This is a genomic window from Catenuloplanes nepalensis (assembly GCF_030811575.1).
Taxonomy (GTDB): domain Bacteria; phylum Actinomycetota; class Actinomycetes; order Mycobacteriales; family Micromonosporaceae; genus Catenuloplanes; species Catenuloplanes nepalensis.
This window is the reverse complement of the sequence record NZ_JAUSRA010000001.1, coordinates 3,098,343-3,123,935: the sequence shown is the minus strand read 5'-3', so window position 1 is coordinate 3,123,935 and position 25,593 is coordinate 3,098,343. Positions and strand designations below refer to the sequence as shown.

Here is a 25,593-nt window from a genome sequence, read left to right as displayed (position 1 = left end):
GTCTTGCGTTCGCGTCATCCGCCACTTACCGTTACGCAACATTGAAATGTTACCGGTAACTTTTTGCCGGTGAGCAGCTCGGAGGGCACCGAGCCGCAGCTGGGACGCCTGACCACGGGCTGCATGCCCACCCGAGGACCTGCGCCCGTTTGACCTTGAATGCACGTTAATCGTTGAGCGACTTGTCCGACCGGCACCGCTCCCCCGGCACCGGGGAACCGACGAAAGAGAACGACATGCACGCATTCCACCGCAGGCCCGCCGCCGCGCTCGGCGCCGGCGCGGTAGCCCTGGCCCTGATGCTGACCGGTTGCTCCGGCGACTCCGGGGACGATTCACCGGCCGCCGCGGCGCCGGTCTCCCAGGAGGAGATCGACAAGGCGATGGCCACCCCCACGACGCTCACGTTCTGGGAGGCCAACAAGCTGCAGCCGGAGATCGACCTGTTCCAGGCGAAGTACCCGGCGATCAAGGTCAACCTGGTCGACGCGGGCTCCGGGCCCGACTATTACACGAAGCTGCGCAGCGCCATCAAGGCCGGCGAGGGCGCTCCGGACGTGGCCCAGATCGAGTACCACCACATGCCCTCGTTCATCCTGGAAGACTCGCTCGCCGATCTGACGCCGTACGGCGCGGCCGCGAGCAAGGACCTGTTCGCGCCGTTCGCCTGGAGCCAGGTCGCCACGGACAACGGCATCTACGGCATCCCGCAGGACACCGGCCCGCTCGGGCTGCTCTACCGCACGGACATCTTCGACAAGGCCAAGGTCACCCCGCCCGCGACCTGGGCGGACTTCGCCGCCGCGGCGGCCGCCGTCCACCAGGCCGACGCCGGTCAGTACATCACCAACATCTCGCCCAGCAACGCCAGCGCCACGCTCGGCCTGTTCTGGCAGGCCGGCGCGCGGCCGTTCTCCTACGACGGCAAGGAGACCGTCTCGGTCAAGCTCAACAGCCCGGAGATGAAGCAGGTCGCCCAGTACTGGCAGGACCTGGTCACCAAGGACCTGGTCTCCACCGACCCGGACTTCACCGACCAGTGGTTCCAGGGTCTGGCGAACGGCAAGTACGCCTCCTGGACGTCGGCAGCCTGGGGCCCGGTGTTTCTGCAGGGCACCGCCGCCGACACGGCCGGCAAATGGCGCGCCGCCGAGCTGCCGCAGTGGACCGCCGGCGTCAAGGCGTCCGGCAACGTGGGCGGCTCCGCCAACGCGGTGCTGAAGTCGTCGAAGAACCCGATCGCGGCCGCGAAGTTCGCCGAGTTCCTCAACGGCGACCACGCCTCGGCCGTGAAGCTCGGCACCGATGTCCCGCTGTTCCCGGCCGCCGTCTCCGCGCTGAGCGACCCGGCGCTGACCGGTAACAAGAACGAGTTCTTCGGTGGCCAGGAGGTCACCAAGCTGTTCACCGAGATCTCGCCGACGGTGGGCACCGACTTCCAGTGGCTGCCGTTCATGGACCCGGTGTTCGAGAGCTACAACCAGACGTTCGGCAAGGCGCTGACCGAGAAGGGCAGCCTGACCGGCGCGCTCGACGCGTGGCAGGACGAGGTCGTGGCGTACGCCAAGAGCCAGGGCTTCACCGTCTCCTAAGCACGTGGGCGCCGCTCTCCGGGGCGGCGCCCGCCCGTTCCTCCAGAAGAGATGATCATGACCACCACCGCCGAGAAGGCATCGGCGCCGACCTGGCGCCGCCGGCAACGCATCGCGGCGTACCTCTTCGTCGCCCCGTTCTTCGTCTTTTTCGTTCTGATGCTGCTGGTTCCGCTCTTCTACGCCGGCTACCTCAGCTTCTTCCGCGAGCAGCTCATCGGCGGCAACGCCTTCGTCGGGCTGGACAACTACGTGCGCGCGCTCCAGGACGAGCGGTTCCTGCGGGGCGTCCTGCGCGTCACGCTCTTCCTGCTGGTGCAGGTGCCGGTCATGCTGGGGCTGGCGCTGCTGTTCGCGCTGGTGCTCGACAGCGGCCGGCTGCGGTTCGCGTCGCTGGTGCGGCTCGGCATCTTCCTGCCGTACGCGATCCCGGGCGTGATCGCGGCGCTGATGTGGGGCTACCTCTACGGTCAGGACTTCGGGCCGTTCGCCCAGGCCGGCCGGGCGCTCGGCCTGCCGGTGCCGGAGTTCCTGTCGTCCGGGTGGATGCTCGCCTCGATCGGCAACATCGTCACCTGGTCGTTCGTCGGCTACAACATGATCATCATGTACGCGGCGCTGCGCGCCATCCCGGCCGAGATCTACGAGGCCGCACGGATGGACGGGGCCGGCGAGTTCCGGCTGGCCTGGAGCATCAAGATCCCGTCGATCCGGCCGTCGCTGCTGCTCACCCTGATCTTCTCGGTGATCGGCTCGTTCCAGCTCTTCACCGAGCCCCAGCTGCTGAAGTCGATCTCCCCGGTGGTGGTGACCGGCGAGTACACACCGAACCTGTACGCCTTCACGCTGGCCTTCAGCCGCAGCGAGCTCAACTACGCCGCCGCCGTGTCCTTCCTCCTGGGAATCCTCATCATGATCGTTTCGTACGTGGTCCAGCTCAGCACGCAGCGCCGGGAGCGTCAGCGATGAGCGCGCCCCGCCGCAGCAACCTGCTCACCGTGCTCATGCTGGGCGTCCTCGCGTACTTCCTGCTGCCCGTGGTGTGGCTGGTGGTCGCGTCCACGAAGTCGAACAGCGGCCTGTTCCGCTCGTTCGGCCTGTGGTTCGACCGGGACTTCGCGCTCGGGGACAACCTGCGGTCGGTGTTCACCCGCGACGACGGCGTGTTCGTCCGCTGGCTGGTCAACACGTTCGCCTACGCGGGGCTCAGCGCGGTCGGCGCCACCGTGCTGGCCACCATGGCCGGGTACGCGTTCGCGAAGTACACCTTCCCCGGCGGCAGGCTGCTGTTCAACATCGTGCTCGGGGCCGTGATGATCCCGACCACCGCGCTGGCCATCCCGACCTATCTGCTGTTCAGTAACGCCGGCCTGACCAACACGCCGTGGGCGATCATCCTGCCGTCGATCGTCAACCCGTTCGGCCTGTACCTGATGACCGTCTACGCGCAGAGCGCGATCGACGACAGCCTGCTGGAGAGCGCGCGCATCGACGGCGCAGGCGAGTTCCGCATCTTCTGGCAGGTGTGCGCGCGCATCCTCGCGCCCGGCATGGTCACCGTGCTGCTGTTCACGCTCGTCGCGACGTGGAACAACTACTTCCTGCCGCTGATCATGCTGCAGGACACCGACAAACTCCCGCTGACCGTCGGGCTGGCGCAGTGGCAGTCGGCCGCGACCCGCGGCAACGGCGGCGAGGCGCTCTACTCCAGCGTCATCACCGGCGCCATGGTCTCCACGCTGCCGCTGATCGCCATGTTCCTGTTCCTGCAACGGTACTGGCAGTCCGGGCTGGCCGACGGCGGAGTGAAGGGCTGACATGACCATCTACTACGGCGGGGACTACAACCCCGAGCAGTGGCCCGAGCAGACCTGGGCCGAGGACGTGCGGCTGATGACCGAGGCCGGCGTCAACCTGGTCACGGTCGGCGTCTTCTCCTGGGCGATGCTCGAACCGGCCGACGGGCAGTGGGACTTCGGCTGGCTGGACCGGATCCTGGACCTGCTGCACGCCAACGGCATCCGCGTCGACCTGGCCACCGCCACCGCGTCGCCACCGCCCTGGCTGACCGCCGCGCACCCGGAGATGCTGCCCGCCGACGAGGCCGGGCAGCCGCTGTGGCCCGGTTCCCGCCAGCACTACGCCCCGTCCTCCCCGGTCTACCGCCGCCACGCGCTCCGGCTGGTACGGGCGATGGCCGAGCGGTACGGCAACCACCCGGCGCTGGAGATGTGGCACATCAACAACGAGTACGGCTGCCACACCAACCTCGACTACTCCGCGCCCGCCGCCGTCGCGTTCCGGGACTGGCTGCGTGACCGCTACACCGGCATCGACGCGCTCAACCAGGCCTGGGCCACTGCGTTCTGGTCCCAGCGGTACGCCGGCTTCGACGAGATCCTGCCGCCACGGCAGGCGCCGTCGTTCCGCAATCCGACGCAGCTGCTCGACTTCCATCGCTTCTCCTCCGACATGCTCCTGGAGTGCTTCCTGGCGGAGAAGGACGTGCTCCGCGAGATCACCCCGGACGTGCCGGTCACGACGAACTTCATCGGCGCGTTCAAGCCGGTCGACTACTGGCGCTGGGCCCCGCACGTCGACATCGTCTCGGACGACAACTACTACGACCCGGCCGACGCGCGGGCGCCGATGCGCGCCGCGTTCAGCCGCGACCTGATGCGCGGCCTCGCCGGCGCCAAGTCGTGGATGCTGATGGAACAGGCCACCGGCCACGTCCAGTGGCGGCCCACCAACCTGCGCAAACCCACCGGGCAGATGCGCGCGGTGTCGCTGCAGGCGGTCGCACGCGGCGCGGACGGCATCAACTTCTTCCAGTGGCGGCAGTCCCGCGGCGGCGCCGAGAAGTTCCACTCCGCGATGCTCCCGCACATCGGCACCGAGTCCCGGGTCTGGCGCAGCGTCGTCGGCCTGGGCGCGGATCTTGTTTCTTTGAAGAGCGTCGCGGGCATTCGTGAGATCGGCCGGGTCGCGGTCGTGTTCGACTGGGACAGCTGGTGGGGCCTGGAGGGCGAGGCGCTGCCGCGGACGTTCGACTACGTCGCCGGCGTCGAGGACTGGTACGAGGCGCTCTACGCCCTCAACCTCCAGGTCGACGTGGTCAGTACGGCCCATGACCTGAGCCCGTACGCCGCGGTGTTCGCCCCGCATCTGTACGTGCTCCCGGACACCGCCGCGGAGAACCTCGCCGGCTACGTCGCCCGCGGCGGCTCGCTGCTGCTCACCTACGGCTCCGGCCTCGTCGACCAGCACGACCAGGCCCACCTCGGCGGCTATCTCGGCGGCCTGCGGGACACGGCCGGGCTGCTCGTCGAGGAGTTCGGGCCGCTGGCCGGCAGCACCGTCGTCGAGGCCTCCGGCGACCGGCTCGGCACGGTCACCGGCACGCTCTGGACCGAATTCCTGCAGCTGCGCACGGCCAAGGCGGTCGCCCGGTTCCACGGCGGCGACCTCGACGGCGAACCCGCGGTCACCCGCAACACCACGGGCAACGGCCTCTGCTGGTACGTGGCCACCCGCCCGGACCCGGCCGCGATCGCACGTATCACCGCCGCCGTGCTCGCCGACGCCGCCGTCGCCACGCCGCTCGCCGACCTCCCGGCCGGTGTGGAGGCGCAGACCCGCGGCGACCTGCTCTTCCTGATCAACCACAACCCCCACCCGATCTCCACCCCGCACACCGGCCGCGACGTGCTCACCGGCACGACGCACGACCCGGCAACCCTCCCCGGGTACGGCGCGGTCGCGCTCGACCGCGGCTCCGCACGTCTCTGACCAGGAGGTGATCCCGAGTCCCTGGTCACCGGGCTTCAGCGCGGCGGCGGCGACGGCGGAACCGGCCAGGCCGAGCGCGCCACCGCCGGTGAACGACACGGATTCCGGCGGCTTCGCCACGCCGACCGCGACCGGGACGGTCACGAACGTCCACCGGCCGACGTGCCCGCGGAATCCTTGAATCTCTCCGTGTCGCGCCGATGGGCACAGACGTGGCCCACGAGACGGGAACGGCCGAGGCCGAGCGCGACACGGTGCTCGCCGCGGCGCTGGCCGGGCATCCCGACGGCCACTTCTTCGCGTTCGGGGCGAACGGGCTGTTCGTGCCGATGCCCGCGTCGGTCGAGCTGGGCGGGCACCGGGTGGTCGAGGGCGCCCGCTCGGCGCTCGACCTGGTGGTGCCCGGCGAGCAGCAGACCGTCACGGCCGCCTGGTACCGGATGCTGGCCGAAGGCGCGGCGAGCTGCCAGGTCCATCCGCTCAGCTCCCCCGACCAGCAGGTCACCCTGACCTTCGTCAACGTGACCCACCGCCACGGGGTCTATCTCGGGTTCGTCACCGGCATACGCGGCGACATCGGCTCGGCCGTGCTCGCCCACGAGCCGATCAAACCAAGAATGATCACGGTACGGAAGGACGCGACGGCCCGGTTCGTGGCGGCCGACCCCGGCATCGAGCAGCTGTTGGGCTGGGCGCCCGCGGACCTGCTGGAGACCCGGTCGCTGGATCTGGTCCACCCGGACGACCGGGACCGGGCGATCGCGAGCTGGCTCGACCTGATGTCCGCTCCACCGGGCGCGGCACGGCGCGTACGGCTGCGGCATCTGCACCGCGACGGCTCGGTGGTGTGGTTCGACGTCACCAACTACCGCCACCTCGACGACCCGGACCAGCCGCACGTCGTCGCCGAGATGCTGGACATCTCCGACGAGATGGCCATGCACGAGGCGCTGCGTGCCAACGAACAACTGCTGCGCCGGCTGACCGAGAGCCTGCCGCTGAGCGTCCTGCAGATCGACGCCGAACGACGGGTGGTCTACCAGAATCAGCGGCTCACGAATGCGATCGGCGCCCGGATCGGCCAACAGCTCGACGACAGCCACCTCGCCTCCACCCTGCCCGCGGACCGGCCTACCGTCGACGACGCGATCACCGCCGTGCTGACCGGCGCCGACGACCGGGACATCGAGTACAGCTACCGGCATGCGACGGCCGGAGTGCGGCGGATCAGCGCGAGCCTGCGCGCGCTCACCTCGGACACCGGCGTCGTCACCGGCGCCATCATCTGCCTCAGCGACATCACCGAGGACTCCCGCCTGCGCGAGGAGCTCAAGCACCAGGCGACCTACGACCCGCTGACCGCCTGCCTCAACCGCGCGTCGACGCTCGCGGCGCTGCAGGAGTCACTGCACCGGCACGCCGGAGCCGGCGTGGCCGTGATGTTCATCGACCTCAACGCGTTCAAGGACGTCAACGACCGCCTCGGCCACGCCGCCGGCGACCACCTGCTCGCATTCGTGGCCGGGCGGCTACGCCGGGCCGTCCGGGACACCGACGTCGTCGGCCGGTTCGGCGGCGACGAGTTCGTGGTCGTCTGCGCCCCCGTCGCCGGCCCGGACCGCGCCCGCCTGATCGCCGAGAACCTGGTCGCCGCGCTCGACGACGCCACGCTGGAGACCGGCGGCGACGTGCTGCGCCCGGCCGCCAGCATCGGCGTCGCCTGGGCGCCCACCGGCGCGACGACGGCGGAGGCGCTGATCGCCCGCGCCGACGCCGCCATGTACGAGGCGAAGAGGGCCCGGACCGGCCGCACCACGATGGCCCTCGCCGCCACCGAGCGGTGACAGGTCAGGCCGCGCCGCCGGCGCAGACGGCGCGCGGCCTCACGTCCCGGCGGGTCAGCGCGTGACCAGGAGCCGCTTATCCAGCGGCCGCACTCGCGCCGGGCGGTGAGGCTGCGCAGGCGTGGGCGGCAAGACGCCAGGCCGCCACGGCCCGCGGAACTGCTCGTTGCGCGCGCTGGAGCGGCGGCGGATCATCGTGACCAGCAACGCCGACAACGGCACGACCAGCAGAAACAGGGGTACGAACTGGGGTACCCGGATCGCGGTCAGCGTCAGCGCGCCGATCAGCGTGCGGATCGCCGAGGTGCCGGCCTGCGCGGCCTGCGCGGCCTGCGCGGCCTGCTGGAGCATCATCTCGACGTTCTCCACGTCCCGCACGACCTTCGTCTGCAACAGCGCGGCGCCGGTGCGGGTGTGGAAGCCGATGGACAGCTGTTGCAGCCGGCGGGCGAGGGTGGAACGCAGGTCCACGCCGATCCGCCGGTGATCCGGCTCATCAGCCGGGTCCAGACGATCGCGACCGGCAGGTTCTGGATCAGGACCAGGGCCAGCACCGCCGCGTTGACCCACAGCAACTGGATCGGGCGGTGCTCGACCACGATGTCGATGATGTTCGCGGTGAGCAGCGGCAACAGCCAGACCGGGCAGTCCTTGACGGCGAAGGCGAGCAGGGCCAGCAGCACCCGGCCGCGGCTGGGCCGGAGCAGGCGGAGGACGGTGACGACCGGCCGGCGGCCGTCGAAGTCGAGGTCGCGGTAGGCGGCGCTGTGCACGGTTGTCAGGGCTCCGGTCGATGGTGCGGCGGGGTCGTCACACCCGCGGTTGGAGCCGTGCGGCGGCCGGCGGGGTGGCGCCCGCGAGGTGAGCCCATTCCAGTGACCGGGACGTCGTGCACGCCGTCCGCGGACCAGCCCGGGGCGGGCCGGCCCGCGGACGGCGATGGTCAGCTCGCGGTGCGGAAGACGGTCGCCTCGCGTGCCGTGGACCGGATGCCGTTGGCGCCGTTGAAGATCCGCTCGCCCCAGGAGGTGAGCGTGGTGCCGAAGCCGCTCACCATGTCGAGGTACTCCACGCCGCCGCCGTTGCCGCTCCAGGACCAGCCGATGTAGCCGACACCGCGCTGCTGCGCGTACGACATGATGGTGTTCTCGTCGGGGTTGCCGTCGGAGTGGTTGTCGCCGAACTCGCCGATGATCAGCGGCAGGCCCTTGTTCCGGAAGGCGTCGATGTACGCCGTGACCTCGGACGCGGTGTCGAAGACGCCGTACATGTGCACGGAGAAGACCGTGTTGCGCTGCGGATCGGCGGCGGCGACGGTCTGCGCGTTGTCGCGCATCGTGAAGGACCAGTCCTGGCCCCAGTTCGGCGCGTCGACCACGAGCAGGTGCTGGAAGCCGTTGCTGCGCAGCTTGCTGACCGCGTTCGCCGTGCTGGAGGTCCAGCCGGAGTAGTTGTTGTTGCCGTACGGCTCGTTACCGATATTGATCATGACGTACGACTCCTGACCGGTCAGCGCGCTCTTGATGCTGATCCAGTAGTTCGCCGCCTCGTCCAGCGTGGCCGCGGCACCCTCCTCTCCGTAGCCGGTGGTGTCGTGCACCTCGAGCATGCAGATCAGCCGGTTGGCCTTGCAGAGGCTGACGACGTTGGCGACGTCGTTGACGTCGTTGCGGGTCCAGCGCTTGCCGCTGGAGAGCACGACCCGGACGAGGTTCGCACCCTTGGCCTTGATGTTCGCGAACGAGCCGGTCTGGCTCGGGTACCAGGTGTGCGCATGGCTGACGCCCCGGATCAGGAAGGTGCTGCCGTTCGCCTCCTGAATTCCGGTCCCGCTGACGCGCAGGCCGGTGGCGGCGCTGGCGGGCGACACGAAGACCACGAGGGAGGCGAGCAGCGCGGCCAGGGTGAGCAGTGGGAGGGAGTGCCTGATTCTCATGCTTTGCCCCTTTCATGCGTCGGTGTAGGCATCAGCGTATGTCGATGCGACGACTCTCACAACCGGTTAAGTAAAGTCAACTTCGAAGCGACGATGGAGCCCGAGCGGAGTTGATCGTGGCGGCTCAGCGGCATGCGGTTGAAACTTAATCCGTTAAGTGCTCTAGTCACATTTACAACAATCGATGGTCGAGCACGCGGCTCCTCGCCTCGGGCACCGCCCCGTCCGAGGGCGCTGCGGCTCCGGTGGAAACGAGGTTCACATGAAACGTCTCGCCGGCCTGATCGCCGCCGTCGGCACCGTCGCGGCCGCCGCCGTCATGGCCGTGGTCACCGCGGCGTCACCCGCCAGCGCCGCAGCCTGCCCGAGCGGCACCACCTGCGGTTCCTACTCCGTCAGCGGTCTCGGCGCGCGCAAGCAGGCCGTGCTCGACCACGGCGGAGACACCCTCGACCTGGCGATCGCCATGCTCGAGACCGAGAACATGCGGACCGACTACACCTACGGCGACGGCAAGACCTACGACGCCGCCAACTTCGGCATCTTCAAACAGAACTGGGGCATGATCCGCCAGTGCACCCCGCAGTACCAGGGATACGGGCAGAACGAGTGGAACGCCGGCGCGGCCCTGAACAGCAACCTGAGCTGGGACGTGCAGGTGCTCAACCTGTGCCAGGGCCACTTCGGCACGGACCGGTTCTTCGGCGGGCACCGCAACGGCAGCACCGGGCTGGCGAACCCGTACACCCAGGACATCACCAACTACAAGACGGCGATCTACTGGATCCGCGACCAGATCAACTCCAACTCCGCGTACCGCACGGACGGCACCCGGTTCTGGGTGTACGTGCAGCCGATCTGACCGGCGGCCGCCCGGCGTTCCCGTCGTGTGCGGGAACGCCGGCCGCGCCGGGTCAGCGGCGCCGGGCGGGCCGGGACGGCACCGGGCCGGTGCTGCCACGCGGCACCAGGTGCGCGGTCGTGTCCTGGTAGCTGTCGACCGTCCCCTCCTCGAGCAGCGTCAGCAGCCGGCGGGCGGCGTTCGCGCCGTACCCGGCCACGTCGCGGGTGAGCGCGGTCAGCGGCGGATGCACCATGCCGCAGAGCAGCGACCCGCCCCAGGCGACCAGCGACAGCTCCCCCGGCACGGAGACGCCCATCTCCTGGGCGACGGCGAGGCCTGCGACAGCCATGACGTCGTTGTCGTAGATGATCGCGGTCGGCCGGTCGGCGGAGATCAGCAGGCGGCGGGTGACCCGGTCACCCTCCTCGCCGGTGTAGTCGGACAGAACCGTCTCGGCCCTCGTGAAGCCGAGCCGCGCGCAGACTTCCTGGAAGGCGGCCGTCCGCACCGCCGTGTGCAGCAGGTCGGGCAGGCCACCCACCCGGGCGATGCGCCGATGACCGAGCGCGTACAGATACTCGACGGCCTCCGTGATCGCGGCGCCGTCGTCCGACCACACCGACGGCAGTCCGTCGAAGTCCGCCGGCCCGGCTATCACCACCGCGGGCAGGCGCAGCCGCCGTACCGCGTCCAGCCGGGCGTCGGCCGTGCGCACGTCGACGACCAGCACCCCGTCGACACGGCGCTCGGCCCACCACCGGTGGTAGACCGCGATCTCCGCCTCATGGTCCTTGACGACCTGCAGCGACAGGGCGATCGACCGCGCGGAGAGCTCTCCCTCGATGCCGCTGATCAGCTCCATGAAGAAGGGCTCGACGCCGAGGGTACGGGCGGGCCGGCACAGCACGAGGCCGATAGCCCCGGCGGGTGACCCGGTGAGCGCGCGCGCCGCCGAGTTCGGCGTGAAGCCGTGCCGCTCGGCGATGTCCAGGATGCGGCGCCGGGTCTTGTCCGAGACGCCGGGCAGTCCGTTGAGCGCGTAGGACACCGCCCCCTTGGACACGCCCGCCTCCCGGGCGATGTCCGCCATGGTCAGACGTTTCACCAGGACTCTCCGTTGCTGTGGGTTGCGCGTGATCTTACTCGGTTCAGGGCCCGGCGTGCCGCGCGCGGCCACGCCCGACCACCGTCGAGACTCGGTGCGAAACGCCGGAGAAACAAGCCATTGACATCCCGGCGGGCTGCTCCTACGGTGTGGAACTTATTCGGTTCAGTAATCTACGTCACGCAATCGACGATTGGCGAGTCCGTGGAAGGCCGACGAGAGATGCCCGGTTACGGCTTCAACTTCCAATGGCTGTACAGCACCCGGACCGCGCCGGCCGGGCCGGACGAGCGTGCCCTGGACGCGATCGCCTCCTGGGGCTTCGACTTCGTCCGCCTGCCCACCGACTATCGGCTGTGGAGCGTCGGCGGCGATCCGATGCGACCGGACGAGACGGTGCTACAGCTCATCGACGACGTGCTGCACGCCTGCCGTACCCGCGGGCTGCATCTGTCCTTGAACCTGCACCGCGCTCCCGGCTACATCATCACCGGGTGGGAGACGGAACCCTACAACCTCTGGGCCGACGAGCCGGCGCAGGACGCGTTCGTGGCGGTCTGGACGCGGTTCGCCGAGCGGTACCGGGGCGTGCCGGGCACCGCGCTGAGTTTCGACCTCGTCAACGAGCCACCGGCGCTGGGGCTGCGCGGTTTCACGCGGGCGGCGCACGAGGCCGTCATCCGCCGTACCGTCGCCGCGGTCCAGGCCGTCCACCCGGACCGGCCGATCGTCATCGACGGACTGGACGGTGGCAACCTCGCCATGCCGGAGCTCGCCGACCTTCCCGTCACCCAGAGCGTCCGCGGTTACCAGCCGATGAGCGTCTCGCACTATCGGGCGCCGTGGTGGCCCGGCCATACCGGCCTGCCCGCGCCGTCCTACCCGGTCCGCTACGAAGGGCGCTGGTGGGACCGCGACGGGCTGCGCGAGTTCTACACGCCGTGGCGGAGCCTGGAGGCGGCCGGCGTGCCCGTGCACGTCGGCGAGTTCGGCTGCTACGAGCTGACGCCCGACGATGTCGCCCGCGCCTGGTTCGCCGATCTGCTGGCGGTCTTCGCCGAGTTCGGCTGGGGCTGTGCGCTGTGGGAGTTCGAGGGGCCGTTCGGCCTGATCGGTCACCGGCGGCCCGGCGCGACGTTCGAGAAACGCGACGGATACCTGGTCGACGTCGCCCTGCTGGAGCTGCTGCGCGGCGCCCGCACCTGAGCCTGTCATCCCCGAGGCACGACACATGAGAGGTGCATTCTTATGAGATTCACAGGCGTGAGAAGAGCCGGACTGGTGGCCTTGGCGCTCGTGCTGGCCGGTTGCGGCAACAGCGGCGGCACGGACAGCGGCACCGACGGCGAGGTCACCGGCGAGATCACCGTGCTGACCCAGCGCACCGACATCGTCGACACGGTCTTCGCGGAGTACAAGAAGGCGTTCGAGGCGAAGTATCCCGGCACCACCGTGAAGTTCGAGGCGATCACGGACTACGAGGGTGAGGTCCGGATCCGGATGAACACCCAGGACTACGGCGATGTGCTGCCGATCCCGAACTCGGTGACCGCAGACCAGCTGGCCACGTTCTTCGAGCCGCTCGGCAGCGTCGACGAGCTCAAGGACAGGTACCGGTTCGTGCGGACCGAGCAGACCTTCGAGGACAAGGTCTACGGTGTCGCGATCACCGGCAACGCGCAGGGCTTCGTCTACAACAAGACGGTGTGGCAGGCGGCCGGCGCCACGGTCCCGCCGAAGACGCCGGACGAGTTCCTGGCCGGCCTCCAGGCGATCAAGGACAGGACCGAGGCGATCCCGCTCTACACCAACTACAAGGACAAGTGGCCGCTCGGCCAGTGGGAGAACCTGCGCGGCGGAGTCACCGGCGATCCGGACGCGGTGATCAAGCTCGGCGAGGACACCGCGCCGTGGGCTGCCGGCAAGGAGCACTACGTGTTCGACTCGCTGCTGTTCGACGCCGTGCAGCGCGGGCTCGTCGAGCCGGACCCGAGCACCACGAACTGGGAGCAGTCCAAGGTCCTGCTGGGCACCGGCAAGGTCGCCACGATGATGCTCGGCTCCTGGTCGATCGTGCAGATGCAGCAGGCCGCGCCGAACAAGACCGACATCGGGTACATGCCGTTCCCGGCGCAGACCGGCGGCGCGTTCCACACGGTCGTCTCCGGCGACTACAAGAACGGCATCAACGTCAACTCGAAGAACAAGGCGACCGCGAAAGCGTGGATCGACTGGTTCGCCACCGAGTCCGGATACGCGGTCGACCAGGGCGGCATCTCACCGGTGATCAGCGACCAGCTGCCGGACACGCTGGCCGATCTGACCGCGGCCGGCACCCGGTTCATCGAGCTGAACCCGGCGCCGAAGGGCAAGGAGGGACTCGCCGACAAGATCGGCAACGAGGCGGAGATCGCGCTCTTCGACGGTGACTACCGGCAGAAGATCGTCGACGCGGCCCGGGGCGCGTCGAAGCAGAGCAAGGACGAGCTCTTCAACGACCTGAACACCCGTTGGGCCGAGGCTCAGTCGTCACTGAAGTAGACGCCGTCGCACTGCGGGCCGGGGCCACCCCTCCGGCCCGCACGCACGGTTCCCGGTTCCCTGGTTGAAGGTGACATCCGCACATGGCCACATCCACCCACCCAGTCGCCCCGCCGGTCGCGCAGCACACCGGGACGGCACGCCGCCGGCCGCGAGGGCGCGCGCTCACCCCGTACCTCTTCCTGATCCTGCCCTTGCTGTTGCTGTTGACGTTCACCTATTTCCCGGTGGTGAACATGATCTTCTACAGCCTCACGTCGTGGCGTGGTCTGGGGCCGGTCGGCGAGTTCGTCGGCGCGGACAACTACGTCGAGATCGCGACGCGGCCGGAGCTGTTCGGCGTCTTCACCGTCAGCGTCTACTACATCGCCGCGTCGGTCGTGCAGATCCTGCTGGCGCTGTACTTCGCGACGATCCTGAGTTTCGACACCCGGTTCCGGAACCTGTTCAAGGGGATCCTGTTCTTTCCCTACCTGATCAACGGCGTCGCGATCGGCATGGTGTTCCTCTTCTTCTTCCAGCCCGGCGGCACGCTCGACTCGGTGCTGTCCGCGGCCGGGCTGGGCTCGCTGTCGCAGCAGTGGCTCGGCGATCCGGACGTCGTCAACTACTCGCTGGCCGGCACGTCGATCTGGCGCTACCTGGGCCTGAACTTCGTGTTGTTCCTCGGCGCGATCCAGTCGATCCCCCCGCACCTGTACGAGGCCGCCGACATCGACGGAGCGACGAAGTGGGAGCAGTTCCGCCACATCGTCCTGCCGGGCATCCGGCCGATCGTGGGGCTGTCGTTCATCCTGGCGATCTCCGGCTCGCTGTCCGTCTTCGAGATCCCCTACATCATGACCGGCGGGGCGAACGGCAGCGAGACCTTCGTCATCCAGACCGTGGACATGGCCTTCAAATATCACAAGGTGGGCCTGGCCTCCGCCATGGCCGTCGTGCTGCTGCTCATCATCCTGCTGGTGACCTGGGTGCAGCGGCGGATCGTCCCGGACGAGAAGGTGGACCTGACATGAGCCGCACCGCCACGGCGTTGAAGTACCTGTCGTTGATCGCCGCCTCGGTCGTGGTGCTCCTGCCGCTGCTCGCCCTGGTGCTGGGCTCGCTGAAGACCGGCCCGGAATATCTGGAGAGCGGCCCGTTCGACCCGCCGGAGAACTGGCTCCACCTCGGCAACTACGCCACCGCGTTCACCGACGGCGGGATGCTGCGCGGCTTCCTCAACACCACGATCATCCTGGTCATCTCGCTCACCGGCACGGTGCTGATCGGGTCGATGGCCGCCTACGCCATCGACCGCTTCGACTTCCGGGGCAAGAAGCTGGTGGTGGCGCTGTTCCTGGTCGCCACGCTGGTGCCCGCCGTCACCACCCAGGTCGCGACGTTCCAGGTCGTCAACAACCTCGGCCTGTTCAACACCCGATGGTCGGCGATCGCGCTGTTCCTCGGCACCGACATCATCTCCATCTACATCTTCCAGCAGTTCCTCCGCGGGGTGCCGCGCGAGCTCGACGAGGCCGCCGCCATCGAGGGCGCCGGGCCGGTGCGGATCTACTGGCGGATCATCCTGCCGCTGCTCAAACCGGCCATCGCGACCGTGGTCATCATCAAGGGCATCGCCGTCTACAACGAGTTCTACATCCCGTTCCTGTACATGCCGTCCCGGGAGCTCGGCGTCATCTCCACGTCCCTGTTCCGGTTCAAGGGCCCGTTCGGCGCGCACTGGGAGGTCATCTCGGCCGGCGTGATCCTGGTGATCATCCCGACGCTGGTGATCTTCCTGCTGCTGCAACGCTTCATCTACAACGGATTCGCCTCCGGCTCCGTGAAGTAGCCGGCACAGCGCGAGAGCCGCCGGGGATCCTGCCGGCGGCCCTCGCGCTGTGCCGAGGTCTCAGCCGGGGAGCAGGTCGTTGGCGAACCGGAGCACCGGACGCCGCGTCAGGCGCTCGTCGTCCAGCGGCGCCGCCGCCCTCACCCGCAGCGTCGCCGACTCCCCCGGCAGCAGCGTCACCAGCGCGTCGTCCGCGCTCGCCGACGCGTCCACCCGGTCCGGGAAGAGGGTCAGATCACGCAGCAGCGTCCGCGCCGTCACCGTGATCGAAGCCCCGTCCGGCTCCGGCCGCACCACGGCGTCGAACGCCGGCCGGGGGTACGCGATCGCCACGTCCTCGGCGAAGAAGCGCGTCGCCCGGCCGGCACCGTCGGCGTCCACCACGATCAGCTCGGCGGCGGGATCGTCCGCGGCCGCGACCTCCGGCGGCAACGGCACCGTGACCACGCCGCCCGGCGGCACCTCGATCGCGGTGTGCAGCTTGCCCCGCGGTGAGCCGTCCAGCGTCACCCGGCGGATGCGCAGCTCGTCCCGCCACACCTCGGCGCCGTCGTTGACCGCGACCACGGCCGGCGCGCCGTCGCGCGGCTGGACGGTGAGCAGCCGGTCGGCGTACGCGGCCCGCAGCGCGTACCACAGCGGCTTTCGGCGGCCGTCGCCGTCGATCGCGGCCCACGAGGTGACCGGCCAGTTGTCGTTGAGCTGCCACAGGATCGTGCCGGTGCACAGCGGCCGCAGCGACCGGAAGTGCTCGACACCGAACCGGATCGCCCGCGCCTGGTTCAGCTGCGTCGCCCAGTGCCAGTCGTCGAAGCCGTGCGGCTCCGGGAGATGGCCGGCCAGGCCGCGCAGCAGCTTGCCGTTGCCGTCGTCGGCCTTCTGGTGGTGCAGCACGCCCGGGGAGTCCGGGGTCAGCGGCTCGTCGCTCACGGCGCGGCGCAGCGTCGCGTACGCCGGCGGTCCCTGGAAACCGAACTCGGCGACGAACCGCGGCCGGTAGTCGCCGTAGTGCGTGTAGTCGTCGGTGTTCCACACGGTCCAGATGTGCATGGTCCCGCGTGCGGGGTCGTTCGGGTGGTGCTCCTCGTCGCCGGAGTACGGGCTGCCCGGCCAGTAGGGGCGGGCCGGATCCAGAGCTGCGACGGTACGCGGAAGCAGGTCCAGGTAGAAGCCGCGTCCCCAGGTGCGGCCGGCCAGCTTCTCCTGCCACTGCCAGTCGTGCCAGCCCCAGATGTTCTCGTTGTTGCCGACCCACATCACCAGGCTCGGATGCGACATCAGGCGCACGACCTGCTCGGCCGCCTCCGCCTCGACCTCCGCCCCGATCGGATCCTCCTCCGGATAGGCGGCGCAGGCGAACAGGAAGTCCTGCCCGACCAGCAGGCCGAGCTCGTCGGCCAGGTCGTAGAAGTCGTCGCTCTCGTACCGGCCGCCGCCCCACACCCGCAGGTAGTTGACCCCGGCGTCGCAGGCCTGCTCCAGCCGGTGCGCGTAGTCCGTCCGGGACACCCGGGTCACGAAAGCGTCCTCGGGAATCCAGTTCACCCCGCGCACGAAGATGTCGCGGTCGTTGACCCGCAGCACGAAACGGCGGCCGTCCGCGTCCTCGGCGGTGTCCAGCTCCACGGTGCGGAAGCCGATCGCGCGCTCGTACCGGTCGAGCGGTTCCCCGCCGGGGCCGGTCAGCGTGACCTCGAGGTCGTACCGGTGCTGCTCGCCGTGGCCGCGCGGCCACCACCGCCGCACGTCGGGAACCTCGACGGAGACGTCGCCGGCGCTCTCCCCGGCACGGATCGACACGGACCGGCGGTGTGGTCCGATCGCCGCGGTGAGGGTCAGCGGCGCGTCGCCGTCGCGGGCGACGGTGGCGTGGACGGTGACCCTGCCGGTGCCGTCATCGACCGTGACGAGCGGGCGCACCACGTCCAGGCGGGCCGTCGACCAGGTCGAGAGCCGGATCGGCTGCCAGATGCCGGCGGTGACGACCGTGGGCCCCCAGTCCCAGCCGAAGTTGCACGCCATCTTCCGGATGTACTGGAACGGCTCGTCGTAGGCGTTGGGGCGCTCGCCCACCAGGTCGCGGACGCTCTCCGCGTAGGCGTAGGCGTCGTGGAAGCGGATGGTCAGTACGTTGCCCGATGCGCGGAGCACGTCGTCGATCCCGATCCGGTAGGACCGGTGCATGTTCGCGGTGCGGCCGATCTCGGCACCGTTGAGCAGCACGGTCGCGACGGTGTCGAGCCCTTCGGCGACCAGATCCACGTGGGCCGCGCCGTCGGGCGGCGCGTCGAAGAAGGTCTCGTAGACCCACTCCGTACGCCCGATCCAGGACAGGCCCTGTTCGTTGTCGTCCAGGAGCGGATCGGGGATCAGGCCCGCCGCCAGCAGGTCGGTGTGCACGCACCCCGGCACCCGCGCCGGCACTGCCGGCACGAGCTGCTCATCGGCCGCCCGGACCGTCCATCCCTGATGAAGATCGCGCGACAGATACATGCGGCACTCCCCGGTCAGCTTAACCGTTTAAGTTTCCAGCACGCTACTTGCCGACCCGGAGGAGTGTCAATCCAGGTCGCCCCCACTCAACCGATGTCAGCACACGTGTCCAGGCGCGTCACCGCGCGGTGCTCCGGGCGCGCGGAACCACCCACCGTACGAGTCCCACGGCGACGCCTCCCACCGGCGGCCCGGCCACGCCGGCCGGGCCCGTCGCCACCTGCCAGCGCGATCCCTATCCCACGCGCAATGCGTCGAGATACACATCGCCGCCACCGTTCAGGAAGACCCAGACCCCGCGAACGCGGTCACGATCCAGCGTGACGCCGGCCGGGCAGCTGATCTCGTCGAGGGCACGGGTGATCGTCCGGCTGCCGCCGGCGCCGGTCCACGTCCACTGGCCGCCCTGGCACCAGGAGAGATCGTCCCCGACCTGAACGGCGATCTCGCCGGAGGAGCCCGCCCCGGTGGTCCTCAGGTCCACTTTGAGCACCTGTCCGTCGCCGAGGTCGAGCGGCTCCGAGAGGGTGCGGCCGAACCAGTTCCCGTTCACCGGCGCACGAGCCAGCAGCGCCTGACCTCCATCGGTGTGAAAGAGGCTGGTCGACGCAACGCTGCCCCCACCGTCGGCGTTCGCGATGGTCCACTCGTCCGTACCGTCCTCGAAGGAGAACAACACTCGCTCCACCGGTTGCACCGGATCGGCCGGCCCGGCCTCGCCGCAGGTCAGCACCGGAACGGCCCAGTCGCCGTGCACGGCCTCGCCGCCCGGCTCGCCGGTCATCACAAGCCGCAGCCACGCCGCGCCGGTCACGTCCGCGTCGAGCGCCACCGGCGCGCCGGGCGCGGCGGTGACCGTGGCGACCGCGGTGTCGTCCGCGTACACCACGAATCTCGCGCTCGCGCCCGTGCCGTCCTCGACGTCGATCCCCACGTCCGCGGTCAGCCGGGTGCAGCGGCCACCCAGGTAGTAGCGGATCTCGGACGGAGCACTCACGCCGAGCCCACGGGTGTAGACGGCGTCACCTATCGTGATCAGATTGCCGTCCTCCGCGGCCGGCCCGCCGTTACTCCGGTCGTTCTCCACCGGGCCCTGGCCGTTGACGGATCCGAACGGCGTGATCGTGCTCAGGTGCCGCCGTCCATCGACGGGCGCGGTCACCAGGGTCGCCGCCAGCTCGGTGGAGGTGGCCGAAACGCGTCCGTCGCCCCATCGGTAGGTGGCCGTGACGGTGAACGGATAGCGGCCGGCGGTGGCACCTTCGGGCACGCCGATGTCCCACGCGGTGGCCAATGACGCGTCCGTGACCAACGAGCGGGTCCTGGCGGGGCTCGTGGCCGTGACGGTCCAGCCCGGCGGTGCCGCGATGTCGACGCGGACGTCGCGGAGCGTTCCGGGCCCGCGGTGGGTGGCCACGGTGGCGAGCGTGCCGGCGCCGGCCGGCGCGGGTATCAGCGTGGAGGCGGTCCCGCCCACGGTGACCGCGGGCGCGGTTCTGGCGTGCGGCGTGGACGGGCGGACCTTGAAGACGACCGTGCCGTGCGCCGGAACGGCCGCCTCGATGGTGGTCCGGGCCTGCGTCACCGCTCCGGTCCACAGGTCCTGCAGCCGGTAGGCCGGTGCGCGGCGCAGGCCGGTCTCCGTGGCCGGGACGGACACCGTGGCGACCGTGTCGGTGGAGTTGTACAGCGCGATCGCGCGCTGCCCGTCCGCCAGCGGCTTGTCCAGGACCATCAGCCCGCCGCTGTCGCTGACCACCGTGGCCTGCACGCCCAGCGGGTCCTGGTCGACGGCGATGATCTCGCTGTTGGTGAGGATGTCCATCGTCTCGGCCGAGGCGCCGCGCAGGTCGGTACCGATGATCAGTGGTGCGGCCATCATCGCCCACATGCTCATGTGGGTCCGGTACTCGGTGGCCGTCATGCCGCCGTTGCCGACCTCGAGCATGTCGGGGTCGTTCCAGTGCCCGGGGCCGGCGTACGGATACAGCGGCGCGTTGGTGGCGATGATGGACCGCACGCTGGACCAGTTGTCACTGATGTCCCCGGTGGTACGCCAGAGGTTGCCGACGTCGGCCGCCCAGGTCCAGGGCTGCGAGGTCCCCCACTCACAGATGGAGTAGACGATCGGCCGCCCGGTCCTCGTCAGCGCCTGCCCCATCGCGGTGTAGCGGCGGAGGTAGTCGGCCTGCGATCCGTCCGACTCGTTGTAGCAGTTGTCGTACTTGAGATAGTCGATCTGCCACTCCGCGAACGTCCGCGCATCCAGGTCCTCATGGCCGAGGCTGCCGGGATATCCGGCGCACGTGCGGGTGCCGGCGTCCGCGTACAGGCCGAGCTTCAAGCCCTTCGCGTGGACGTATCCGGCGACGCCCGCGATGCCACTGGGAAACTTCACGGGATCCGGCACCAGCCGGCCGGTCTCCGGGTCGCGTTCCTTCAGCGCCCAGCAGTCGTCGATGTTGACGTACTCGTAGCCCACCGCTTGCAGGCCGGAGGAGACGAACAGGTCGGCGACGTCCTTGATGAGCTGCTCGGTCACGTCGCAGCCGAACGCGTTCCAGTTGTTGAATCCCATCGGCGGTGTGCGCGCCAGCCCGTTCTCCACGGCGGCGGCGGGAGCCGCCGGGCCGGCCACGACAGCGGCGGCCCCGGTGCACAGCAGGGTCAGTGTCGCGGCGGCCGCGGCGATGAGTCGGCGCATGGATGCTCCCGGATCGTAGAAAGGCGGTGACGTGCGGCCCGCCACCTCGACGTTCTCGTACGGTTCGACCGGCTCGGGCCGTGGCTGCGCCTGCCCGGGAACGGGTCGGCGGCGAAGCATCCCTGGCGCGGTCACCAACGATGCCGACGCTGCGCCTACGTGCCACTCTTCCGGCAGGTGCCGCAGCCCACGCCTCAGGAGAGGAATCGCGTAAGTAGTCGCCCCGCCCCAAAACAGCACGTCAACAGTTGCCAGTAATTTACGTCTCCCTATATCTACAGGTATCACTTAACGGGTTAAGTTGCAACGCCGTCCCAGGCGGCATCGGCGGGCCAGCCTCGGCCACCCGGGCGTGCGGACGCGCCTCGTGCCGCCGTGGCCCGGGCGGTCAGCCGATGTCGGGCCGTCACGATCGCCGCATCGCCCGCGGTCGGGCCGGCCGGGCGGCGGTGCCGCACCGGCCGGCCCGGTCGGTCGCTCAGTTACGCCAGGTGTCGTTGACGGCCGCCTGGCCACCGGCGGGCGCGGTCACCGTGCGGTTGCCGCCGCTTTCCCAGGTGACCGCGCCGTTGGCGTCCTTGCGGACGTACTTGTAGCTGACGGTCGTACCGGCGGGAAGTGTGATCGTAAGACGCCAGATCGGATAGGTGGCGGCGGAGAGCAGCGGTGCGGCCGCCGGGTCCCATCCGCCGAGGGCGGGGTGATCGCCGGCCACGTAGATGTTCTGGCCGGGGGTGGTCGTGGCGTTCACCCCGAATGCCACCCCGCTGCTCGCGGGGGGAGACGTGGTGGTCGGCGTGGCGCCCGATCCACCGACGTGCAGGGCGACGGCGTCGTTGGGACCGATGGCGGCGGTGAACTGACCGGCGCCGTTGACGGTGTAGACCGGCCCGGTGCAGCCGCCACCGGTGAGATCCCCGTGCTGCACGTCGCAGTAGGTACCGGCCGGCAGAGACGTCTGGAACGTGCGGTTCAGTGTGCCGCCGGTGCGGTTGATGGCGACGTAGGCCCTGTTGCCGCGGCCGAAGGCGATCTGGTCGTCGCCGTCGGTCCACCAGTTGGTGACGGCGGTACCGGCCGCGGCGTTGCGGAACGCGACCATGTTGGACAGTTGACGCCAGGCGTGCTGGCATTTCCAGCCGTCGGCGTAGCAGGCGTTGACGGTGCCGCCGTTGGGCGGGCCGGCATCACGGTCGCTGAACTCGTAGCCGGAGTGCACGTGCGGCGCACCGTACGGCCAGGCCAGCATGAAGACCCCGGCGAGCGTGTACTCGGCGCCGTTCTTGTAGGAGAGGGTGTCGCCGCCGCGTTCGGTGTCGTGGTTGTCCACGAAGACTCCGGCCTTGGCGCTGGGCAGATAGCCCCAGCCCTCCCCGAAGTCGCTGAGGTAGGCGAGTCTCTCGGTCTGGAACACCCGCTTGAGGTCGCGGGCGTACCGGAACTCCTGCACGTCGCCGGTCCCCTGGTACTCGGAGGGCTGCACGGCCTCGCCGGCGCCGTAGATCGCCTCCTGGACCCAGTAGGCGTTCGGGTTGCTCAGCCGTGACTTGATCGCGGAGAGGTCGCCGGCCGCGATGTGCTTGGCCGCGTCGATGCGGAACCCGTCCACCCCGAGGGAGAGCAGGTCGTTGAGGTAACCCGCGATCCGGCCGCGCACGTAGTCGCTGGAGGTGTTGAGGTCGGACAGCGCGACGAGTTCGCACTCCTGCACGTCGCGCCGGTCGGCGTAGTTCGCGATCGAGGTGCGGCAGGAGTGGAAGTCCTGCACCTGGTAGACGCCGGGATAGTTGTACTTGCTGTAGTTCGTCCCGCCGGTGCCCGTACCCGAACCGGCGCTCATGTGGTTGATGACCGTGTCGGCGATGACCTTGACGCCCGCGGCGTGGCAGGCGGACACCATGCCGGCGAACGAGTTCCGGTCGCCGAGGCGCCCGGCGATCGCGTAGCTGACGGGCTGGTAGGACGTCCACCACTGGCCGCCCTGGATGTGCTCCTGGGGCGGCGAGACCTGGACGAAGCCGTATCCCTCGGGCCCGAGGGTGTCCCGGCACTCCCGGGCGACGGAGTCGAAGCGCCACTCGAACAGCACGGCGGTGACGTCCTTGCCGCCCGGAGGGCTCGCCGTGGCCGGCGGGGACAGGGCGGTGGTGGCGTAGGCGACGGCGGCGGTCAGCGCGAGCGAGCAGGTGACGAGCGCACCGGCGGCGCGAGCGCGCCGTCCGTGGCGGATGGCTGTGGACACGGTTCCCTCCCTGAAGACGAACTCACAGGTGGTGAGGGTCGCCCTTCAGCTCACGGCCGGCACACCGTGCAAGTTTCTTGCCGATCATGACTGAAACTTTCTGGAAACCCTTGCAGCACAAGCTAGAATCAATCCACTCCTTTCGTCAAGCACGAACATCGATCCTCTGTCGCCGCCCGGAGGCCCGTCGGCGCCGGCCGTTCGCCGCGTTGATGGCCGGTATCACCGATTGCGTCTCCCTGATGGTTCACGCCTCCGGCGACAGTGTCCGTGGTCACGGCAACCCGCACCGGGAGCAGGATCGCGCGCTGACGGTCCATCGCCGGCGGTGACGGTCGTTCGATCACTCGGAATCGACACCATCCCGGCCCGGCCGGCGACCAGGTGCGCGCCGGCTGAACGTGGCTATGACCGGTGCCAGGTCACCGGCAGCGCGTGCACGCCGTAGATGAGCATGTCGGTGCGCATCGCGACGTCGGTGGCCGGGACTGCGAGACGGAGGGACGGGAAGCGGGTGACGAGCGCGGGCAGCGCGACCTGAAGCTCGACGCGGGCGAGCTGCTGCCCCAGGCACTGGTGGATCCCATGGCCGAACGCGACGTGCGAGCCCGCCTCGCGCAGCAGGTCCAGCGTGTCGGGGTCGGCGAAACGGGCCGGGTCGCGGTTGGCGGCGGGAATCGAGACGGTGACGGTCTGCCCGGCCTCGATCCGCTCACCTTGAAGATCAACATCTTCCAGCGCGGTACGCACGGTGAACGGAATGATGCTCAGATAGCGCAGCAACTCATCGACCGCCTGGGCCGCGATGCCCGGATCGGCGCGGAGCAGGGCGAGTTGCGCAGGATGATCCAGCAGGGCGAACGCGCCGAGCGCGAGCATGTTGGCGGTGGTGTCGAGGCCGGCGCCGAGCAGCACGAACCCGATGTTGATCAGCTCTTCGTCGGTGAGATCGGAGCGAGTCAGGTCGCCGAGCAGGTCGTCGGTGGGCGCGGCGCGCTTGGCCGCGACCAGCCCCGCCAGGTACCCGTAGATCGCGCCGTAGGCAGCGGCCTGCTGTGCCGGATCCGCTCCCAGCCGTACCAGCGCCAGGGCCTGATCCTGGAATTGGGCTTTGTCCTCGTAGGGTACGCCGAGCAACTCGCAGATGACCTGTGCGGGAATCGGCAGGGCCAGGGCGGTGACGAGGTCGGCGGTGTCGCCGCCCCGCTCCATGGCCTCGAGGTGAGCTGCGGTGATCTCCTCGACGCGGCCGGCCAGCGCACGCATGCGGCGGACGGTGAACTGGCCGGTCAGCAGCCGCCGGTACCGGGTGTGCTCCGGCGCGTCCATGGCGGTGAAGACCCCCGGGGGAACCGGGCCGGCGCCGCCGGGCGCGCCGAGGATCGGCAGGTGGCGCAGCTCCGGGCGGACGCTGAACCGCGGATCGGCCAGCACCTCGCGGACGAGCGCGTGGCTCGTCACCAGCCAGCCCTCGTGCCCGTCGGGGTAGGTCAGCCGGCTCAGCGGTGGCCGGGTGAACAGGTCCTCGGGCGGGTCGAACGGACGACCGGCGGTACGAACGGTCGGCAGTGCGGCTGTCATGCTGACTCCTCTGGTAGGCGCCGGTGAAGGTAGGCGGTACTTCCGGCCGCCCGCAATGCCGGAGATCGAGAACCGCAGGCAGCGCGTCTACAGTGGTTGCGATGGCATTGCAGGTGAACGCAACGCGCCTGACCTATCAGGAACGCCGGCAGATCGCCGAAGGACTGGCGGCCGGGCGCGGCTATGCGGCGATCGCCGCCGCCCTGGGACGGCCGCGGTCGACCGTGAGCCGCGAGGTCGCCCGTAATGGCGGGATCCGCGGATATCAGGCGGCGCGCGCGGAGCAGGCGACCCGGTGGCGAGCTCGCCGCCGCAGGACTCCCCCGGCCACGCCGCCGTCCCCCGACGAGCGGCTGCCGGCCGATCGCGCCGAGTTCGTGGACGGGTTCGCCGCGATGATGGTGCAGTCCGGCATGCCCCACATGATGGCCCTGGTGCTGGTCTGCCTGTTCACCAGCGACACCGGCGCCGCCACCACCGCCGAGCTGGTCGCCCGGCTACGGGTCAGCCCGGCCTCGATCTCCAAGGCGGTGCGCTGGCTGGACGAACGCGGCCTGGCGCGCCGCGAGCGCGACGGACGGCGGCAGCGATACGTGATCGACGAGCACGCCTGGTACTACGCGTGGCAGGCGAGCATCGCGTCGATGACCCGGTGGGCGGCGTTCGCCACCCGGGGCGCCGAACTGTTCGGCGCGGACACGCCACCCGGCGCGCGACTGCACACCACCAGCCGCTTCTTCCACCACCTCGGCGAGGACATGACGCGGGCGGCCGAGCACTGGCGGCAGATCGTCGGCGATCCGCCGTGACCGCGTGTCGCCGGCCGATGGTGGCGGGCCGTCTCGGCTGGGCCGCGTCGCGCGCGACGATCTGTTCCATTCGGCGCCGGTCCGGCTGCCCGTCGAGATCGGCGACGGCGTGGCCCGGCTGACGCGGCGGGACCGCTGGACGCTCGACCCGATCACCGGCACGATCTCCTGACCGGAAGGCCACCCCGGCGCCGATCCACCCGGCGTCGACGGCCGCGTTCTCGCTGATCAAAGGCGGGCGGGACCGGCCGGCCGTCGCTTCGGCCGGCGCCGGCC

20 protein-coding genes are annotated in these 25,593 nt (G+C 69.8%); 12 read left to right on the top strand and 8 right to left on the bottom strand.

The features are described from left to right. Nucleotides 1-236 precede the first annotated feature (236 nt). The 5 genes from J2S43_RS13250 (at nt 237) to J2S43_RS13230 (ending at nt 7,228) form a co-directional block, all read left to right on the top strand. Nucleotides 237-1,592, top strand: a complete 1,356-nt coding sequence (locus J2S43_RS13250; protein ID WP_306829283.1) for an extracellular solute-binding protein — start codon at nt 237-239, stop codon at nt 1,590-1,592. Between the two features lie 57 nt (nt 1,593-1,649). Then, nucleotides 1,650-2,561, top strand: a complete 912-nt coding sequence (locus tag J2S43_RS13245; protein WP_306829282.1) for a carbohydrate ABC transporter permease — start codon at nt 1,650-1,652, stop codon at nt 2,559-2,561. Further along, a complete protein-coding gene (locus tag J2S43_RS13240; RefSeq protein WP_306829280.1) occupies nt 2,558-3,409 on the top strand; it encodes a carbohydrate ABC transporter permease in 852 nt (283 codons plus the stop codon). The genes J2S43_RS13245 and J2S43_RS13240 overlap by 4 nt, the downstream gene beginning before the upstream one ends. A 1-nt stretch (nt 3,410) precedes the next feature. Next, nucleotides 3,411-5,384: a beta-galactosidase gene (locus J2S43_RS13235; RefSeq protein WP_306829279.1), complete on the top strand. Its 1,974-nt coding sequence runs from the start codon at nt 3,411-3,413 to the stop codon at nt 5,382-5,384. 200 nt (nt 5,385-5,584) lie between these two features. After that, complete coding sequence (locus J2S43_RS13230) at nt 5,585-7,228, top strand: GGDEF domain-containing protein (RefSeq protein ID WP_306829278.1); 1,644 nt, start codon at nt 5,585-5,587, stop codon at nt 7,226-7,228. 54 nt (nt 7,229-7,282) lie between these two features. On the opposite strand, the gene J2S43_RS13225 is transcribed toward J2S43_RS13230, so the two are convergent. The 3 genes from J2S43_RS13225 to J2S43_RS13215 all read right to left on the bottom strand — a co-directional run bounded on the left by J2S43_RS13225 (nt 7,283) and on the right by J2S43_RS13215 (nt 9,164). Further along, a complete protein-coding gene (locus tag J2S43_RS13225) occupies nt 7,283-7,597 on the bottom strand; it encodes a hypothetical protein (RefSeq protein WP_306829277.1) in 315 nt (104 codons plus the stop codon). Then, on the bottom strand, nt 7,579-8,001 hold the full coding sequence (locus tag J2S43_RS13220) for a hypothetical protein (RefSeq protein WP_306829276.1): 423 nt from the start codon (nt 7,999-8,001) through the stop codon (nt 7,579-7,581). Before J2S43_RS13220 ends, J2S43_RS13225 begins: the two co-directional genes overlap by 19 nt. Nucleotides 8,002-8,171: 170 nt before the next feature. Next, nucleotides 8,172-9,164: a glycoside hydrolase family 5 protein gene (locus J2S43_RS13215; RefSeq protein WP_370881619.1), complete on the bottom strand. Its 993-nt coding sequence runs from the start codon at nt 9,162-9,164 to the stop codon at nt 8,172-8,174. 262 nt (nt 9,165-9,426) lie between these two features. Between J2S43_RS13215 and J2S43_RS13210 the strand changes: the two genes are divergently transcribed. Continuing rightward, entirely contained in the window at nt 9,427-10,026 is a 600-nt protein-coding gene (locus J2S43_RS13210) for a lysozyme family protein (protein ID WP_306829275.1), read from the top strand. A 52-nt stretch (nt 10,027-10,078) separates the two neighbouring features. Here J2S43_RS13210 and J2S43_RS13205 read toward each other — a convergent pair whose 3' ends face one another. Next, nucleotides 10,079-11,113 (bottom strand): LacI family DNA-binding transcriptional regulator, encoded by a 1,035-nt coding sequence (locus J2S43_RS13205; RefSeq protein ID WP_306829274.1) that lies wholly within the window; start codon nt 11,111-11,113, stop codon nt 10,079-10,081. Between the two features lie 204 nt (nt 11,114-11,317). Here J2S43_RS13205 and J2S43_RS13200 point away from each other — a divergent pair, with 204 nt between their 5' ends. From J2S43_RS13200 to J2S43_RS13185, 4 genes are all read left to right on the top strand, one after another. Further along, a complete protein-coding gene (locus J2S43_RS13200) occupies nt 11,318-12,319 on the top strand; it encodes a glycoside hydrolase family 5 protein (RefSeq protein ID WP_306829272.1) in 1,002 nt (333 codons plus the stop codon). Between the two features lie 57 nt (nt 12,320-12,376). Then, on the top strand, nt 12,377-13,654 hold the full coding sequence (locus tag J2S43_RS13195; RefSeq protein WP_306829271.1) for an ABC transporter substrate-binding protein: 1,278 nt from the start codon (nt 12,377-12,379) through the stop codon (nt 13,652-13,654). 83 nt (nt 13,655-13,737) lie between these two features. Then, a complete protein-coding gene (locus J2S43_RS13190) occupies nt 13,738-14,670 on the top strand; it encodes a carbohydrate ABC transporter permease (RefSeq protein WP_306829270.1) in 933 nt (310 codons plus the stop codon). Beyond that, on the top strand, nt 14,667-15,488 hold the full coding sequence (locus tag J2S43_RS13185) for a carbohydrate ABC transporter permease (RefSeq protein ID WP_306829269.1): 822 nt from the start codon (nt 14,667-14,669) through the stop codon (nt 15,486-15,488). Before J2S43_RS13190 ends, J2S43_RS13185 begins: the two co-directional genes overlap by 4 nt. Before the next feature lie 60 nt (nt 15,489-15,548). Here J2S43_RS13185 and J2S43_RS13180 read toward each other — a convergent pair whose 3' ends face one another. The 4 genes from J2S43_RS13180 to J2S43_RS13165 all read right to left on the bottom strand — a co-directional run bounded on the left by J2S43_RS13180 (nt 15,549) and on the right by J2S43_RS13165 (nt 24,508). Continuing rightward, nucleotides 15,549-17,981 (bottom strand): glycoside hydrolase family 2 protein, encoded by a 2,433-nt coding sequence (locus tag J2S43_RS13180; protein ID WP_306829267.1) that lies wholly within the window; start codon nt 17,979-17,981, stop codon nt 15,549-15,551. A gap of 235 nt (nt 17,982-18,216) precedes the next feature. Continuing rightward, nucleotides 18,217-20,685: an NPCBM/NEW2 domain-containing protein gene (locus J2S43_RS13175; protein WP_306829265.1), complete on the bottom strand. Its 2,469-nt coding sequence runs from the start codon at nt 20,683-20,685 to the stop codon at nt 18,217-18,219. 478 nt (nt 20,686-21,163) lie between these two features. Further along, entirely contained in the window at nt 21,164-22,927 is a 1,764-nt protein-coding gene (locus J2S43_RS13170) for a carbohydrate-binding module family 20 domain-containing protein (protein ID WP_306829263.1), read from the bottom strand. 405 nt (nt 22,928-23,332) lie between these two features. After that, a complete protein-coding gene (locus tag J2S43_RS13165; protein ID WP_306829260.1) occupies nt 23,333-24,508 on the bottom strand; it encodes a cytochrome P450 in 1,176 nt (391 codons plus the stop codon). 101 nt (nt 24,509-24,609) lie between these two features. Between J2S43_RS13165 and J2S43_RS13160 the strand changes: the two genes are divergently transcribed. Continuing rightward, nucleotides 24,610-25,317, top strand: a complete 708-nt coding sequence (locus J2S43_RS13160; RefSeq protein WP_306829259.1) for a helix-turn-helix domain-containing protein — start codon at nt 24,610-24,612, stop codon at nt 25,315-25,317. Between the two features lie 4 nt (nt 25,318-25,321). Further along, nucleotides 25,322-25,489: a hypothetical protein gene (locus J2S43_RS13155; protein ID WP_306829257.1), complete on the top strand. Its 168-nt coding sequence runs from the start codon at nt 25,322-25,324 to the stop codon at nt 25,487-25,489. The last annotated feature ends 104 nt before the right edge of the window (nt 25,490-25,593 follow it).